At 58.4% G+C, this 15,265-nt stretch carries 13 protein-coding genes and 1 pseudogene; 3 read left to right on the top strand and 11 right to left on the bottom strand.

Annotated elements, in window-relative coordinates; translation table 11 throughout:
* Positions 1–305 precede the first annotated feature (305 nt).
* Positions 306–680 (top strand): DUF485 domain-containing protein, encoded by a 375-nt coding sequence (locus JNM42_RS09020; RefSeq protein WP_366504429.1) that lies wholly within the window; start codon positions 306–308, stop codon positions 678–680.
* Positions 680–2,353 (top strand): cation acetate symporter, encoded by a 1,674-nt coding sequence (locus JNM42_RS09015; protein ID WP_294268481.1) that lies wholly within the window; start codon positions 680–682, stop codon positions 2,351–2,353. Before JNM42_RS09020 ends, JNM42_RS09015 begins: the two co-directional genes overlap by 1 nt.
* A 79-nt stretch (positions 2,354–2,432) precedes the next feature.
* Here the strand turns inward: JNM42_RS09015 and panD are convergent, their stop codons facing one another.
* The 9 genes and pseudogenes from panD to hda all read right to left on the bottom strand — a co-directional run bounded on the left by panD (position 2,433) and on the right by hda (position 9,527).
* Positions 2,433–2,816: an aspartate 1-decarboxylase gene (gene panD / locus JNM42_RS09010; protein ID WP_366504428.1), complete on the bottom strand. Its 384-nt coding sequence runs from the start codon at positions 2,814–2,816 to the stop codon at positions 2,433–2,435.
* Between the two features lie 80 nt (positions 2,817–2,896).
* Positions 2,897–3,721 (bottom strand): pantoate--beta-alanine ligase, encoded by an 825-nt coding sequence (gene panC, locus JNM42_RS09005; RefSeq protein ID WP_294268477.1) that lies wholly within the window; start codon positions 3,719–3,721, stop codon positions 2,897–2,899.
* A gap of 154 nt (positions 3,722–3,875) precedes the next feature.
* A complete protein-coding gene (gene panB, locus JNM42_RS09000) occupies positions 3,876–4,688 on the bottom strand; it encodes a 3-methyl-2-oxobutanoate hydroxymethyltransferase (protein ID WP_294268475.1) in 813 nt (270 codons plus the stop codon).
* Positions 4,689–4,691: 3 nt separating this feature from the next.
* Positions 4,692–5,333, bottom strand: a complete 642-nt coding sequence (locus JNM42_RS08995; protein ID WP_294268485.1) for a deoxynucleoside kinase — start codon at positions 5,331–5,333, stop codon at positions 4,692–4,694.
* A gap of 277 nt (positions 5,334–5,610) precedes the next feature.
* Positions 5,611–5,958: pseudogene (locus JNM42_RS08990) on the bottom strand (DMT family protein); the annotation flags it as partial.
* Positions 5,955–6,437, bottom strand: coding sequence for a 2-amino-4-hydroxy-6-hydroxymethyldihydropteridine diphosphokinase (gene folK / locus JNM42_RS08985; RefSeq protein ID WP_294268484.1), 483 nt, complete (start codon positions 6,435–6,437; stop codon positions 5,955–5,957). The gene folK and the pseudogene JNM42_RS08990, both read right to left, overlap by 4 nt.
* Before the next feature lie 122 nt (positions 6,438–6,559).
* Positions 6,560–7,939 (bottom strand): polynucleotide adenylyltransferase PcnB, encoded by a 1,380-nt coding sequence (gene pcnB / locus JNM42_RS08980; RefSeq protein ID WP_294268473.1) that lies wholly within the window; start codon positions 7,937–7,939, stop codon positions 6,560–6,562.
* A gap of 245 nt (positions 7,940–8,184) precedes the next feature.
* On the bottom strand, positions 8,185–8,853 hold the full coding sequence (locus JNM42_RS08975) for an HAD family hydrolase (RefSeq protein WP_294268472.1): 669 nt from the start codon (positions 8,851–8,853) through the stop codon (positions 8,185–8,187).
* Between the two features lie 20 nt (positions 8,854–8,873).
* Positions 8,874–9,527 (bottom strand): DnaA regulatory inactivator Hda, encoded by a 654-nt coding sequence (gene hda / locus JNM42_RS08970; RefSeq protein WP_294268470.1) that lies wholly within the window; start codon positions 9,525–9,527, stop codon positions 8,874–8,876.
* A gap of 135 nt (positions 9,528–9,662) precedes the next feature.
* On the opposite strand from hda, the gene purM reads away from it, so the two are divergent.
* Complete coding sequence (purM, locus tag JNM42_RS08965; protein ID WP_294268468.1) at positions 9,663–10,721, top strand: phosphoribosylformylglycinamidine cyclo-ligase; 1,059 nt, start codon at positions 9,663–9,665, stop codon at positions 10,719–10,721.
* Positions 10,722–10,746: 25 nt separating this feature from the next.
* Here purM and JNM42_RS08960 read toward each other — a convergent pair whose 3' ends face one another.
* Together JNM42_RS08960 and JNM42_RS08955 are read right to left on the bottom strand one after the other, a co-directional pair.
* Entirely contained in the window at positions 10,747–11,097 is a 351-nt protein-coding gene (locus JNM42_RS08960; RefSeq protein ID WP_294268467.1) for a hypothetical protein, read from the bottom strand.
* A gap of 463 nt (positions 11,098–11,560) precedes the next feature.
* Positions 11,561–15,130: an EAL domain-containing protein gene (locus JNM42_RS08955; RefSeq protein ID WP_294268465.1), complete on the bottom strand. Its 3,570-nt coding sequence runs from the start codon at positions 15,128–15,130 to the stop codon at positions 11,561–11,563.
* Between the last annotated feature and the right edge of the window lie 135 nt (positions 15,131–15,265).

The raw sequence follows: 15,265 nt of genomic DNA, 5'->3' as shown, positions 1-15,265 counted from the left end.
ACCTCGCGCGGGAGAGCGGCGGGTCCGGCACTGAAATTGAAAATACGTTCCATGGGGAAGTGATCCTTTCTTAATGAAAATTGGCTTGCGGGAATGGTATTGATGCGTCGTTGCGGATGGATATTCTTCGTATCGCTTGCCCTGTGTCGAGCGAATCTAACCGCTCATTGTAGCGAAAATGACCGCAGATGGGGCAACGGGCAAGTGCAAAGACAGGCGCAGCAGAAAATAACATTCACAATGGCTGAATCATTACCAAAAATTTATTAATCCTTTATGGATTCCATATTTCGGAAATCCCGTATATGATCCCCAACTTTTTGAAAGATGCTGAATTTTTTGGAAGGAGGGGTAGCACCATGAGTGTTGAAATTTATGAGCGGTTGCGGGTCAATCCGAAGTTCCAGGAACTTGTCGTCACCAGGGGACGCTTTGCCTGGACGCTAACTTTTATTGTTCTCACCCTGTTTTATGGATTTGTGCTTGCAGTAGCCTATTTCCCAGCCGTTATGGGCAAGCCTGTCAGCGAAGGTTCGATGTTGACGGTGGGCGTTGCCGTTGAACTTTCCCTGTTCATTTTCTTCTGGTTACTCTCGGCTTTGTACGTCAGGCGCGCCAATAGCGAATTTGACGCTTTGACCCAGGAAGTCATCAAGCAAGCCCGCAAGGAGGACAAATAATGCGCTACCTGACTCAACTATTTAACACGCTCGGGCTTTTTGCGCTCAGCGCCATGGCCTATGCCGGTCCGCCGGTCGAGGGTGCGCTCGAAAAGCAGCCCACCAACTGGCACGCCATCATCATGTTCTGCCTGTTCGTGGCGTTAAGCATGGGAATCACCTACTGGGCGTCCAGTCGTACCAAGTCCACGGCCGATTTTTACACTGCCGGTGGCGGTATCACCGGCAGACAGAACGGTCTGGCCATTGCCGGGGACTACATGTCGGCGGCCACGCTGCTGGGTTTGACGGCACTGGTCTATGGCAGTGGCTTTGACGGCTACCTCTACATGCTGTCCTTCTTTGCCGGATGGCCGGTCATCCTGTTCATGATGGCCGAACGCCTGCGTAACCTCGGTCGTTTTACCTTCTCCGACATCACCGCCTTCCGCCTGGATGAAGGCAGCGTACGCACCATGGCGGCCATTTCCTCGCTGACCGTCGTCTGCTTCTATTTGATCGCCCAGATGGTGGGTGCCGGCCAGTTGATCAAACTGCTCTTCGGCCTCGATTACAATATCGCCATTATCGGTGTAGGCATACTGATGATGGTCTATGTGACTTTCGGCGGCATGGTCGCCACGACCTGGGTGCAGATCATCAAGGCCTGCATGCTGCTCACCGGCGGTACACTGGCCATGCTGCTGGCCTTCAGCCAGTTCGGTTTTTCCTTTACTACCCTGATGGAAAAGGCGACGTCCGTGCATAAGCTTGGACTCAAGCTGATGACACCGGGGGGTCTGCTGGCCGATCCGATCAACGCCATTTCGCTCGGTCTTGGGCTGATGTTCGGTACCGCCGGCCTGCCGCACATCCTGATGCGCTTCTTCACCGTAACCGACGCCAAGGAAGCGCGCAAGTCGGTACTTTACGCTTCCGGTATCGTCGCCTACTTCTTCAACGTGATCTTCATCATGGGTCTCTGCGCGATCATCATCGTCGGCCAGAATCCGGACTTTTTTGAAGGTGGCGTTATCGGTGGCAAGCTGATCGGCGGCGGCAACATGGTCGCCATGCATCTGGCCAAGGCGGTCGGCGGCGACATGCTGCTCGGCTTCATGGCCGCAGTTGCCTTCGCTACCATCCTGGCCGTGGTTTCCGGTCTGGCTCTGGCGGGTGCCTCGGCGATCTCGCATGACCTCTACTCCCGCGTCATCATGAAGGGTAAGGCTACGGAAGCGGCCGAGATCCGCGTTTCGAAGCTCGCCACCATCTGCCTTGGCATTGTCGCCATCATTCTCGGCATACTGTTCGAGAAGCAGAACGTGGCGTTCATGGTCGGCCTGGCCTTCGGCGTGGCGGCGGCAGGCAACTTCCCGGTCCTCATCCTCTCCATGTACTGGAAGGGGCTGACCACCCGCGGTGCTCTGTTCGCCGGTTATGGCGGCCTCTTTTCCGCCGTTGCCTTCGTCGTCATGTCGAAGTCGGTGTGGGTCGATGTGCTGGGCAACAAGGTGGCATTGTTCCCCTACAGCCAACCGGCCCTGTTCGCCATGCCGCTGGCCTTCCTGCTCGCCTACGTCTTCTCCAAGACCGATTCGAGCGCCAGGGCAAAGCGGGAAATCGACGCCTTCGAAGACCAGTACATCCGGGCCCAGACGGGATTCGGCGCTTCGGGAGCCAGCAAGCACTAATTCAAGCGGGCAACAAAAAGCCCTGGCCGGTTCGCCCGCCAGGGCTTTTTTTATGGGGCAAAACGAACGGGAAGCCGGTTCAGGCCGCGGCTTGCGCTGGAATCCCGTTGCCCTGGCGCACGATGCGGTTTTTCGCGTCGACGTAGATCAGTGCCGGTGCGTACTTGGAGAGTTCAACTTCGTTATAGACTGCAAAGCTGGCAATGATCAGGATGTCGCCCGGTGAGGCGCGGCGTGCAGCCGAACCATTGACCGAGATGATGCCCGACCCACGCTCGCCACGAATGGCATACGTCGTGAATCGTTCGCCGTTATTGACGTTCCAGACATCGATCTGTTCGTACTCGCGGATATTGGCCGCGTCGAGCAGGTTGTCGTCAATGGCGCATGAGCCTTCATAGTGAAGCTCGGCGTGCGTTGTCGTTACGCGGTGCAACTTCGACTTCAGCATCGTTCTCTGCATGGTTTTGCCCGTGCAAGTAGTGTTGAGGGAAGTGCATTGTAGCGGCAAATCTCCGCCTGTCAACGACCATGTTGCAGTGTTTAAATTTCAATGTTATCAATGAGCCGGGGTATTCCAAGCCGGCTGGCTGCAAGCACCACCAATGAATCATTTCCGGCCTGCGGGACTTGCAGATCGGACTGCTGTCGCACTGCAACATAATCGGTTTGCCAGCCGTGACTGTCGAGTTGGACAACGGCGGCCTGTTCGAGTTTCGCAAAGTTCTGTTCGCCACCACGCACGGCTGTGCGGATTTCGCTCAGGACGCGGTACAGGCGCGGCGCCTCGGCACGTTCGGCTGCTGACAAATAGCCGTTGCGCGAGGAGAGCGCCAGACCGTCTTCGGCGCGCACCGTATCGCCACCGACGATTTCAATCGGTAGCGCCAACTGTCGAGTCATGTTGCGCAGAACCATCAGTTGCTGGTAGTCCTTCTTGCCGAACACCGCAACCTGCGGCTGCACGATATTGAAAAGCTTGAGTACGACGGTGGCAACACCGCGGAAATGGCCCGGACGGAATTCGCCTTCAAGCTGGTTCTGAATATCCGGCGGGTCGACCTGGTACTGCTGTTCTTCCGGGTAAAGATCGCGCTCGCCTGGCGCGAACAGCATATCGACGCCCGCTGCCTCCAGCTTCTCGCAGTCGTCGGCAAAGGTGCGAGGATACTTGTCAAAGTCTTCGTTCGGTCCGAATTGCAGGCGATTGACGAAAAGGCTGGCGACGACGGTATCGCCGTGCGCCTGTGCCTGCGTCATCAGCGCAATGTGGCCGGCGTGCAGATTGCCCATGGTCGGGACGAAAACGATGCGGCCGCAGTTTCTCAGGGCGGGGCGCAGGTCGGCTATAGAGGAGTGAATTTGCATGGGTTTTGAACCTTTTTCGACGTGCCCCGTAGGAAACCCCCCTGGGGGCAGAGAGTGCAGAGACGCAGAGTATGCAGTGAGGGGAGAATACTTGGGTTTTCTCCGCGTACCCTGCGACTCTGCGGTCTCTGCGTTTAAGGCGGTTAAAGGTTGGTCAGTAACAATGCTCCGGTCCCGGGAAGCTGCCGTCCTTGACCGCTGCAACATAGGCGGCGACGGCGGCGGCGATCGAGGTTTGGCCGGCCATGAAATTCCTGACGAAGCGCGCCTTCCTGCCGGCCGTGATGTCGAGCATGTCGTGCAGCACCAGCACCTGGCCAGAGCAGGCCTTGCTCGCGCCGATACCAATGCTCGGAATCGACAGTTGTCTGCTTGCCTCGGCCGCCAGCGCCGAAGGGATGGCTTCGAGAACGATCAGTCCGGCGCCGGCATCCTGCTGGGCGAGAGCATCGGCCAGCAGTTTTGCCGCTCCGGTATCATCCTTGCCCTGCACGCGGTAGCCGCCCAGTTGATGAACCGATTGCGGTGTAAGGCCGACGTGTGCGCACACCGGGATGCCGCGTGTGGTCAGGAAGAGTGTTGTTTCGGCCATGCCCACACCGCCTTCGATCTTGACCATCTGCGCGCCAGCCGCCATCAGCAGCACGGCATTGCGAAAAGCCTGTTGCGGGCTTTCCTGGAAACTGCCGAAAGGCATGTCGGCAATGATCAGCGGACGCTTGCAGCCACGCGCCACGGCGCTGGTGTGGTAAGCCACATTGGCAAGCGTCACCGGCAGCGTCGAGTCGTGACCCTGCAGCACCATGCCCAGCGAATCGCCAATCAACAGTACTTCAACGCCGGCTGCATCGCACAGATGCGCGAAGCTCGCGTCGTAACAGGTAAGAACGGCAATTTTTTCTCCGGCCGTCCGCATTTTCGCCAGATCAAGCTGCGTGAGTCGTCGTGTTGCCGAATGTACGGACATGGATCAATCCCCCCGGTTGAAGTATTCGCGATGCCCACGCATGGATTCGATGCGCTGGACGAGCAGTTGAAAATCGTCGGCACTGTCGACGAAATTAAGATTTTCGGAGTTGACCACCATTACCGGCGCCGCCTCGTAATTGTGGAAAAAGCGCGTATAGCTTTCGCCGAGAAGGATCAGATAGTCGTCGCTGATCTTGCGTTCCATGTCGATACCACGTTTTCGTACCCGGGAAACCAGTGTTTCAGGCCTGGCTTGCAGGTAAATCACCAGATCGGGTGCGACAGAAGCCGGCAAGGAAACGCGATCATAGATCTGGCGGTAGAGCGTGTACTCGTCTTCATTCAGGGTCAGGGCGGCAAACAGCGGGTCTTTCTCAAGCAGGAAGTCACTGACCACGGTGCGCGGGAAGAGTTCAGGCTGCGCCAGGTCGCGCAACAGGTCGAGGCGATGGAAGAGAAAGAAAAGCTGCGTCTGCAGCGCGTAGCGTTCCTGGTTCTGATAAAAACGGCTGAGGAAGGGGTTGGTTTCCGGTTGCTCCAGCAGCAACTCGGCTTCCAGGTGTTCGCCAAGGCGTCGGGCAAGGCTGGTCTTGCCGACGCCAATGGGGCCTTCGACAATGATGTGACGCGCCGAATCGAGCAGATTTTTTTTCATGTGCGGAAAACGAAATATACTGCGCCTAGGGGGTGTTGGCATTCATTTCATGGGCGCGACGGCCTCTGTGCGGGATGCAGCGCAAGGCGCGGCGCCGCCGCCTGGCTGGTGCCAGGCCAGCCGCCGCAACGCTGCGATGCGCCCGCACAGAGGCCGTCCCGAAGGGTTGCCGCGAGGGGGCGGCGTCTGTGTTGTTGCTCGCCGTGCCCGCACCCCGGTGCGGGCGGTGGCGCGCGCCTAGCATCCACCGCCCCCTCGCGGCAACGCGTTCCACGAAATGAGTGTCAACACCCCCTAGGATACACAGAGCCGCCCAAAGATACTCAAGTTTGAGCGGCTGCTGCATGTAAAAAACGACAAAGGGGATAAAAATGGTTAGCGTGATCACTTCCTGCAGGATCTTGAGCTGGGCCAGTGAAAGTTTGCTGTGACCGATGCGGTTGGCCGGTACCTGCAGCAGGTATTCAAAAAGTGCGATTCCCCACGAGATCAGCGCCGCAATCCACCAGGGCCGATCGATCAGGTGCTTCAGGTGAGCGTACCAGGCGAATGTCATGAAGACGTTCGAGGCGGAAAGCAGCAGCACGGTTTGCCAGATCACCGGGAATTTCATTGCCTCAGCTTTTCAATGCGCTGCAGGCTCAGCGCCGGTAGCCAGGCTGCAGCGCGACCGCGACCGGGGATGCAGCAGTCCGGGGCGATTTCAAGCAGCGGTGCGATGACAAAGGCGCGCAGATGCATGCGCGGATGCGGCAACTGGAGCTGCGGGCTGTCGATGATCTGCGCCTCGTAGAGCAGCAGGTCGAGATCGAGCGTGCGGGGTGCATGGTGGAAATCACGCCGGCGCCCGAATTGGGCTTCAACATCGAACAGGGCGGCGAGCATCGCGTGCGGCGTAAGTGTTGTCTCAAGGCTGGCAACAGCGTTGATGAAGTCGGGCTGACCGCGAATGCCGACCGGCGCCGTGCGGTACAGCGACGAGGCACGCAGCAGGCGGGATTCCGGTAGTCGCTTCAGCGCCTCCAGAGCGGCGCGTACCTGAGCGAGCGGTTCGGCCTGATTGGCGCCTAGAGCAACGTGGGCAAGGTGCATTGGCAAACTCACGAACAAATCTCATCACCGGGATTTGAAGTTCAAGAAGTTTCACCAGGAAAGAGGTTAGTCATCCTGGTGCCCCTTGCTGAGCTGAGCGGCTTGGTGGTCAGCATATGAGCTTATTCCGGTTCAACGGTGGCTGGTTTGCGCTTGCGCCGCCTGCGCTTTTTCTTTTCATCCGGTTTGGGCGGCAGCAACATGGCGGCACGGGCATCGCCGTCACGATTCATGAATTGGGTCCACCACTCTCCCAGTTCGCCATCGACTTCGCCCGATTCGGCGCGCAGCAGCAGGAAGTCGTATGCCGCCTTGAAACGCGGCTGTTCAAGGACGCCGTAGGGGCGTTTGCCCGAGCGCTGCTCGAAACGCGGTTGCAGTGCCCAGATGTCCTTGATGTCACCGGCGATGCGGCGCGTGATGGCGAGTTTCTCAGCCTGTACGTCGAGCACTTCGTCCATGGCCAGGAAAAGGGCCGGGATGCGGGCCGGGATGCGGGCCGGAACGCGGGTCGGGGTCTCGCCTTCGCTACCACGGCTCATGAGGGCTTCCCACTTGGCCAGGACTTCGTGCCAGAGCAGGGTGGCAAAGAGGAATCCGGGCGAGATCGGCTTGCCCTCGCGCACGCGGCGGTCGGTACTCTCCAGCGCCAGCATCACGAAGCGCTCGCCGAGCGGCTGTTCGAGAATCACGTCGAGCAGCGGCAACAGTCCGTGGTGCAGGCCTTCGGCGCGCAACTGCTGCACGCATTGCACAGCATGACCGGAGGTCAGCAGCTTGAGCATTTCGTCGAACAGGCGCGAGGGCGGAACGTTCTCGATCAGCTCGGACATCTCGCGAATCGGCCGGCTGGCCTCCGGGTCGATGGTCAGACCGAGCTTGGCGGCCAGGCGAACGGCGCGCAGCATGCGCACCGGGTCTTCACGGTAGCGGGTTTTCGGGTCGCCGATCATGCGCAGGGTTTTCTGTTTCAGATCAGCCACGCCGTGGTGATAGTCGATGATGGTTTCCGAGACCGGGTCGAAGTACAGGGCGTTGACCGTAAAATCGCGCCGCGCCGCATCTTCCTTCTCGCTACCGAAAACGTTGTCGCGCAGCACCCGTCCCTGATCGTCGGTATGCGACTTGTTGCCGCCAAGTTGATCATGGTGACCACGGAAAGTGGTGACCTCGATGGTCTCGGCGCCCATCATCACATGCACGATCTGGAAACGGCGACCGATGATGCGCGAGCGCCGGAAGCAGTGGCGCACCTGTTCCGGCGTGGCGTTGGTGGCCACGTCATAGTCCTTGGGCGTGATACCGGCGAGCAGGTCGCGCACCGCTCCTCCAACAACATAAGCCTTGTAGCCCTGTTCTTGCAGTGTTTCGACGGTGCGCCGGCTGCCGTTGCTGATGTCGTCGCGGCGGATGCCGTGCCTGCCAACGCCGATGACGGCTGGCTCGCCGGGCGCACCAGGCGTCTTGCGTCCGAAGACACGGGTTATCAATTTGCGAATCATCACTCGTTTCTTGTCATGTTGCGGCACAGCAAAAATGCGTAATGATAGCCGAATTTCCGGTGGAAATCAGTAGCTTACTTAGTGTGGATGAGTTGTTAGTCAACTTGCTAAGATAAGCCGCCAGGTCACCAGAGAGAATAAAGGAAGAACCGGGAGCCCCAGGGAGCACCACTCACAGTCATGCTTTTGCTGGTGAAACCTGTCTCCTTTTGTGGTCAGGTGGTGAAATTTTTCTCCTGGCATTTTTACCTGGGATGCCATTCCAGGATGGGCCAACCAGCGGCTTCGGCATGGGCGCGCAGGATACTGTCCGGATCGACGGCCACCGGGTCGCTGACTTGAGACAAAAGCGGCAGGTCGTTGAGCGAGTCGCTGTAGAACCAGCTTCGCTCGAAACAGCTCCACCACAAGCCCAATGATTCGAGCCAGTCCTCGACACGGGTGACCTTGCCTTCACGGTAGGCCGGGGTGCCGCGCGGCTTGCCGGTGAACTGGCCGTTGACCTGCGCCGGAATGGTGGCGATCAGGTGGGGAATGTTCAGTTCGCGGCAGATCGGGCCGGTGACGAAGCTGTTGGTAGCGGTCACCAGAGCGCACAGATCGCCCTGGTCCTGATGTCTCTTGACTAGGTCGCGCGCCTTCTGGTCCAGCATGGGTCGTACGCGCGTGGCCATAAATTCAGCGTGCCAGGTGTCCAGATCGGCACGCGAATTTTGCGCCAGCGAAGCCAACTGAAAATCGAGAAACTGGTAGATGTCGAGCGTGCCGGCCTTGTACTGCGCGAAGAATTCGCTGTTCCGTAGCTCGAAAGCATCACGCTCGAGAACGCCCTTGCTGATCAGGTGCTGTGTCCATTCGTAATCGCTGTCACCGGAAAGCAGGGTATTGTCGAGGTCAAACAGGGCAAGTTGCATGGGTGTCTTTCCGTAAGTCATCAATTCGGCGGGTTTTGCAGTACTTCTCGCAGCAAGGGGAGGGTGATGGCTCGCTTGTGCTCCAGCGAGAAACGGTCGAGCGCTTCCAGAAAACCGCAAAGGCTGCGCATGTCACGCGGTGAGCGTGCCAAGAGATAATCGAGCGCCTCCGGCGGCAGATATAATCCGCGCGCCCTGGCCTGCATCGTCAGTGCATCGATTTTTTCATCATCGCTGAGGGTTTGCAGACGGTAGATCAGTCCCGAACCGAGACGAGTGCGCAGATCTTCGCGCAACGAGAGTTGTAGCGGCGGCTGGCGGGCAGAAGTCAGCAGGCGCCCTCGACAGCCGTGCAGGCCATTGAAAAGGTTGAAAAGTACGATCTGCCCGACTGCGCTCAGCGCTTCGACGTTATCAACGGCGTGCAAGCGCCCGCTTTCGTCAATCATCGCCAGATCAGGGTCGGCCAAAGCATCGCTGTATTGGCCGGCGCTGGCGCGCAACAAGTGAGTCTTGCCGGCGCCCGACTCGCCCCATAGCAACAGCGAAGGCTCGCGGCTGTCCGGTGCGAGCCAGGCAGCAAAACTGCTCAGCACTTCGCCATTGACGCCGGCAACAAAGTTATCGAGGCTCGGTGGGGCTTCCGGTAATAGATCAAGGATCAGTTGGCGCATTGGGAAGTTGCGGAGGGAAGGGTGCGGTCAGCACGCGAGACGGCCATTTCGGATAAAATCCCGTCTTTTGCAGCTAAAGTTCTTCATTTTATCACTACAGTGCCTGCGCAAGCCTCGTTTGGGACGACATACACGATGACTCAGCAATCGAAGCAATCACTCTCCTATCGCGATGCCGGCGTTGATATCAATGCAGGCGACGAACTGGTCGAACGCATCAAGCCGTTTGCCAGGAAAACCCTGCGCGAAGGCGTACTCAGTGGCTTGGGCGGCTTTGGCGCGCTGTTCGAGGTGCCCAGGCGTTATCGCGAGCCGGTACTGGTTTCCGGTACCGATGGCGTTGGCACCAAGCTCAAGCTGGCTTTCGAGCTCAAACGCCACGAAACGGTCGGTATCGACCTCGTTGCCATGAGCGTCAATGACGTTCTGGTGCAGGGCGCGGAACCGCTTTTTTTCCTCGACTACTTCGCCTGCGGCAAGCTTGATGTCGATACGGCAGCCAGCGTCATCCATGGTATCGCCCAGGGCTGTGAACAGGCCGGCTGTGCTCTGATCGGTGGCGAAACCGCTGAAATGCCGGGCATGTACCCGGAAGGTGAATACGATCTGGCGGGTTTCGCCGTTGGCGTCGTCGAAAAGTCGGCCATCATCACCGGCCAGAGCATCATGCCGGGCGATGTGGTACTTGGCTTGCCGTCTTCCGGTGCCCACTCCAACGGCTATTCGCTGGTGCGCAGGATCATCGCGCGCTCGAACCCCGCTCTGGCCGCTGCTTTCGATGTTGAGGGAACGCAAACTCGAACGCTGGCCGACGCCATCATGGCGCCGACGCGCATCTACGTAAAACCGTTGCTGGCGCTTATTGCTGCGCTGCCGGTCAAGGGTATGGCACACATCACCGGCGGCGGCATTACGGAAAACGTTCCGCGTGTTTTACCAGAGGCCGTCAAGGCCGTCATCGAGCAGTCGAGCTGGCTGCGTCCCAGACTTTTTCAGTGGTTGCAGAGCGAAGGCAACATCGTCGAAAGCGAAATGCACCGCGTTTTCAATTGCGGTATCGGCATGGTCGTTATTGTTGCCAGCGAGCACGTGCAACAGGCGCTGCATCTGTTACATGCGGCCGGCGAGAATGCGCTCGAGATTGGGCGCATAGAAGCGCGTGCAGACGGCGAGGCACAGACGATCGTTGTTTAAAGCGGGTTGCCGGTGCGTAACGAAATCAGATCTTGCAGTCGATTGCCGGGTCCCGGGCGGATTTGCGACGACTACGTGACAGGCGGGTGTCGAGTAGTACGGGTAGCTTTTCCTTCCTGCGCTGCTCTTGCCGACGTTCCGCGCCGGCCTTTTGAGCGCCGCTACGAGTATGATTCTCTTGGCCATTCTTACCCTGCTCAACGCGCTTGAGGGTTTCCTCCAGGGCATGCCTCTGTTTCGATAATGAGTTCGACAAGGTGGCACGTAGCTTGGCCGAACTGTCGACCGGTTGAGCTCCTTTGTCCTCAGATAAGGTTTTGTTGTCGCTTTCGCTGAGATAAGGAAGTAAAACTTCAGTTGGAATTTTCACTGGCATTTTCTGATTCTTCAATAAGGATGCCACTTTTATCGGCGTTTATTCACAAAACTTTACTACCCGGCTAACCCCGTTAGATGAGAATAGCTGGCCTGAATTGGGACTATTCTGTGTCAGGAGCGCTTGCATATCCAGGAAATTTTCTTGCAGCCTATCTGACTGCACCGATGTTTCACTGCAACGTACCCCAGAGTGTTATCAGCTCGTCGATCACGGTAACGTTGAGCGGTCAAGGTAGGTAAGTTCTTCAATACCTCATCAATAGGTCGGGACATTCCAGGCACCCGAGTAGTTACTGTCGCGGACGACCTGAACGGTTGGGCGCTAAAGTTGAACTCGCTTATTGGATACCTTGAGTGCTTATTCCTGAGCGTATCTGGCGCTTTGAAGCGCTTTCAATAAGCCACACCCGCAAAGCATGCTGAGGGAGCCGCATAAACATTGGCTTGCCGGGCATAGTGCATCAAGGCGCCTGCACCTCCTGCCTTGCCGGCTGGTTCCGAAGCGCAGGTGAGACCGCTGATCCGCTGTCCTGCACCAGGAGATTCAACTGCGCAAGCAAGGCGTCCCGCAGGGAATGGAGCTCGCCAAGCCTCTCCAGCACTTCAGCGCTCCGGCCTCGCGCCTTGAGTTCGCACAACTCCGCCGACAGCGCATGCACCTCCCGGTGCAAGGGCTCAATGCGCTGGAAGGCCTGCTGCGTGCCATGGCGGGCTCGGCCTTCGTTTACCATCCATGCGCCAAAACGGCACTGCTGGTGATCCAGTGGAGGCGGAGCACTACGTTTGTTATCAAGGTATTTTTCCATGGAGGCAACCCAGGCACGGTGCTCGGTGCCGGCAAAAAGCAGCGGTAAATCGTCACGAGGGATGGGTGGCAACTTGCTCCAGGCTGGATCGGGGAACCAGGCGGCCGACCACTTGAGCATTTCATCTGCCGGCATCGGCCGCGCGATGCTGAAGCCCTGGACCAGATCGCAGCCGAGGCGCAGCAGCATTCCCTGTTGCTCGCCGGTCTCCACGCCTTCGGCGATGACCTGGAGGCGGAAGGCGGTAGCCAGACCGAGTACGCCCTCCAGAATGGCCAGATCATCCGGGTCGTGGAGCATGTCGCGCACGAAGCTCTGGTCGATCTTGAGCAGGGTTACCGGCAGCTGTTTCAGGTAGGTCAGCGAGGAATAACCGGTTCCGAAGTCGTCCAGAGCAAAACCGACACCGAACTCCCGGCAGGCCTCAATGACCTGCGATACGCCGGACAGGTCTTCCATCGCGCTGCTCTCCAGTACCTCCAGTTCCAGGTCGCCCGGCTTGAACTCAGGATGCGCCGCCAGAATCACTTGCAGGCGTTCAACGAAATTCGCCTGCTGCAATTGGCGGGCGCCGATATTGACGCTGACCGGGATGTCCAGTCCGGCCGCCTGCCAGCGTGCCATCTGTGTCAGCGCAGTTTCGATCACCCATTCGCCGAGTTCGATAGCCAGCGGATGATCTTCGATCACCGGCAGGAAAGCGGCCGGTGGCAGCAGGCCTTTTTCCTGATGTTGCCAGCGGATAAGCGCTTCGGCACCGACCACCCTGCCGATACGCATGTTGACCTTGGGCTGGAAATGAAGCACGAACTCGCGCTCGTTCAGGGCGCGGCGGATGTGCTCCAGTCCTTCGTGATGGCCGCGGACGCTACGATCCAGATCGTCGTCGAAGACCTGATACCGGTTTTTGCCGGTCAGCTTGGCCTGATACATGGCCTGGTCGGACTGACGCAGAAGCTGGTCGGCTTCGACGTCTTCCGCCTGCGGGTAAAAGGTGACGCCGAGACTGGCCGAAACCTGCAGCACAAGGTCGTCGACATGCACCGGCTGCGCGGCCGCAACAAGAAGCCGGTTAAGCATCGGGGCGCTGGTATCGACATTGGCCAAATCGAGCAGCACAGCGACGAACTCGTCGCCCCCGAGCCGGGCGAGTGTGTCGCCTTCGCGCAGTACCTGCTTCATGCGCGCGGCCACCGTCATCAACAATTGATCGCCCGCCCCATGTCCATGCTTGTCGTTGATGGCTTTGAAACCATCGAGGTCGAGATAGGCCACGGCCAGCCGCTGTCCACGCCGCTGGGCATTAGCCATGGCCTGGCGCAGTCGGTCTGCGAGTAGCGCGCGGTTGGGCAGCGCGGTCAGTACGTCATAGTGGGCGATGCGCTCAAGCTGCTTCTGGTATTCCTTGAGCGAGGTAATGTCTGAGAACAGCGCGACATAGTGCTGGGTTTTACCCTGGATATCACGCACGGTACTGATGGTTTCCATCACGGCGAACAAGTCACCGTTCTTGTGCTGGTTCCATATTTCACCGTACCAGTGGCCTTTTTCAATCAGTTCAGCCCACTGGGCGGCATAGAATTCCTTGTCGTGACGACCTGAGTTGAGCAGTCTCGGGTTTTTACCGAGGACTTCGTCGCGTTCATACCCGGTGATGCTGGTGAATGCGTCATTGACGTCGATGATTGACCCGTCTGCCGCAGTAATCATGATGCCTTCACGGGCATGGATGAAGACGCTGGCGGCGAGATGAAGTTTTGCCTCGGCCTGTTTGCGCTCGGTAATGTCCCTGAATTCGACCACCCGGACAGTACGTCCTTTGTAAGGGATATTCTTGCCACGAATGAAAAGTTGGTATCGGGTGCCATCCTTGCAGAGACCTTCGACTTCGTAGGCTGTCGCCACTCCGCTTTGAATATTACTCATGACCTGCTCACGCCATTCTGGCGCAATGAGTTGGAGTCCATCCATCCCGACAAGCTCCTGGCGGGTGTATCCGGTCAACTCCGAGAGCCCATGATTGCAGTCCAGAATGATGCCTTTATCATGGATCAGAATGCCGCCGAAGGAGGCATCATGAAGCGCCTTGAACCGTTCCTCGCTCTCGCGCAATGCTGTTTCTCGTTGACTCAGGGTTTCCAGCAGGCGGTTGAAGCCGCCGATGAGCTGGCCGATTTCGTCGGGCCGGGCGAGAGGCAAGGGAAGCAGGGTCTGGCTGGCTGCGGACATGGTATCCAGCGATTTCGTGGCAGCCAGCAGCGGAGAGAGCTGGCGTCTTAAAATCCAGGAGGATATCCACCAGACCAGAGCCCCTGCCAGCAGGGTGAGGAAGAGTGTGGCCACCAGCATGCGCTGCTGCATGGCGCGAATCGGAGCAAAGGCCTCTGCGGTAGGCAGCACGACGACGACGTACCACCCGGCCAGCGGAATGCCTTTCGCCGCCGACAGCTCTTCCACACCACGGGAGTTTGTGGCTACGCCATACCCTTCATAGCCCTGCATGTACTTGTCGTGCATCGCATTGATGCCGGGTGCAGGCAGTGCCTGCATGATGCGGCTCTTGTCAGTGGCGGTGACAAACAGCCTGTGCTGCGGCGCAATCAGCAAATAACTGCCGGTTCTGCCATAGCGGTTTTCCGATATCTTGTCCAGGAAACTGGGCGCGCCCAGGTAGGTCGCTCCGACCAGGGCGCCGATCACTTTGCCCTGCGCATCGCGAATCGGCACCGCCATGGCGAAAACCGGAGCCAAGGACTTCTTGCCCAATACCGGCTGGCCGATCGTCGATTTCCCCTCCTTGAGCGCAGCGACCATGAAATCCCTGTCCATGTAATTGACGCCGAAGCGTTCGGCCGAGAGCGGCAGGGAAGCGATAACGATGCCGTCAATCCCGGTGACGAAGCTGCCCGCGTTGAATGCTCTCTGAAAAAGCGGGCGCTGTTCCAGAAGCGCCTGTACGGCCGCAGGTTTGCCCAGCAGGTCCGGCGTAACGCTTCCGGCAACGGTTTCCAGCGATCTAAAGCGCTCATCGAATTCTTGATTGAGTTGCGCGGCGATGATCGAAGCCGTCGAGAACTGCTGTTCGCCCAGCAGATATTCCAGATCCTGGCGCAGCATCCGGCTAGCGTAGAAAGCCAGCGACCAGATGCCGACCAGGAAGACAGACAAAGTGAACAGGGTCATCCTTGTCTTGAGCGACTGCCACTGAAAGATACTCAGTCGCATGCCGATTTTCCCCCTGTTGCAGTCCTAGCTCCAAGAAGATCAACAAACATTTCTCTTCTGCTCCTTACAAGCATGGAATCATGCCAAAAGATGACAGCGATGGAACGCATTCGCTCGGCAGCAACTCTATCGCAT

The organism is Propionivibrio sp. (genome assembly GCF_016790145.1).
Lineage (GTDB): Bacteria > Pseudomonadota > Gammaproteobacteria > Burkholderiales > Rhodocyclaceae > Propionivibrio.
This window is presented reverse-complemented; position numbering and strand designations above follow the sequence as displayed.